Genomic DNA, 1,287 nt, shown 5'->3' on the forward strand with positions numbered 1-1,287 from the left:
CTGGAATGACACGGCGTGTGAGGTGCCGGGGCGTTCGGTGGTGGAGCTGTTCGAGGAGCAGGTGGCGCGGACGCCGGATGCCGAGGCCGTGGTGGCGGGTGAGGTGTGCCTGTCGTTCGGGGAGTTGGATGCGCGTGCGGAGCGGCTGGCGCGGTTGCTGGTCGGTCGTGGTGTCGGTCCGGAGCGGTTTGTGGCTGTCGCGCTGCCCAGGTCGGTGGATCTGGTGGTGGCGCTGTTGGCGGTGTGGAAGGCGGGGGCGGGGTATCTGCCGTTGGACACGGAGTATCCGGCGGATCGTCTTGCGTACATGCTCCAGGACGCCGCGCCCGTCCTCGTCCTCACCACGACCGAGTCCGAGCAGTACCTTCCCGCGACGGTGCGGACTCCGCGCATCCACCTCGACGACCCGGGCGTTCGTACCGCGCTCGCCGACCCGCACGTCACGGCACGCGCCGCTCACGATCCTCGTAACTCGGCGTATGTGATTTACACGTCGGGGTCGACGGGGCGTCCGAAGGGTGTGGTGGTGCCGCAGGGGCCGTTGGTGAATTTCCTGGTGGCGATGCGGGACCGTTTCCAACTGGCGGACGGGGACCGGTTGTTGGCGGTGACGACGGTCGGGTTCGATATTGCGGGTCTGGAGCTGTTTGTGCCGTTGCTCAGTGGTGCGGCGGTGGTGGTGGCGGAGCGTGATGTGGTGCGTGATCCGGCCGCGTTGTGCGGGTTGGCTCGTTCGGCTGGGGTGTCGGTGATGCAGGCGACGCCGAGTCTGTGGCGGGCGGTGCTGGCCCAGGACGCGTCGGTGCTCAGCGGTGTGAGGGTGTTGGTGGGTGGTGAGGCGTTGCCCGCGGACCTGGCGGGTGCGCTCATGGAGCACGCTGTGTCGGTCACCAACCTGTATGGGCCGACGGAGACGACGATCTGGTCGACTGTGTGGGAGATGAGCGGGGGGTCGGTGCGTGCGCCGCGGATCGGCCGGCCGATCGCCAATACGCAGGTGTATGTGCTGGATGCGGGGCTGCGGCCGGTTCCGGCGGGGGTGCCTGGCGAGTTGTATATCGCGGGTGAGGGCGTGGTGCGTGGTTATCACGGGCGTGCGGCGCTGAGTGCGGAGCGTTTCACGGCGGATCCGTTCGGCGCGCCGGGGCAGCGCATGTATCGCACGGGTGATCTGGCCCGCTGGACGGTCGACGGTGAGCTGGAGTACCTCGCCCGCGTCGACGACCAGGTCAAGCTGCGCGGCTTTCGTATCGAACTCGGTGAGATCGAGGCGGTGCTGGCCGGCCA

General features: G+C 68.5%; 1 protein-coding gene. It reads left to right on the forward strand.

The window, feature by feature from the left end; all coding sequences use genetic code 11:
• Positions 1 to 37: 37 nt before the first annotated feature.
• On the forward strand, positions 38 to 1,287 hold a 1,250-nt coding region (locus ACZ4RZ_RS50325), incomplete at its 3' end, for an amino acid adenylation domain-containing protein (protein WP_467754385.1).

The sequence above is a fragment of the Streptomyces sp. NPDC027189 genome (assembly GCF_055566975.1).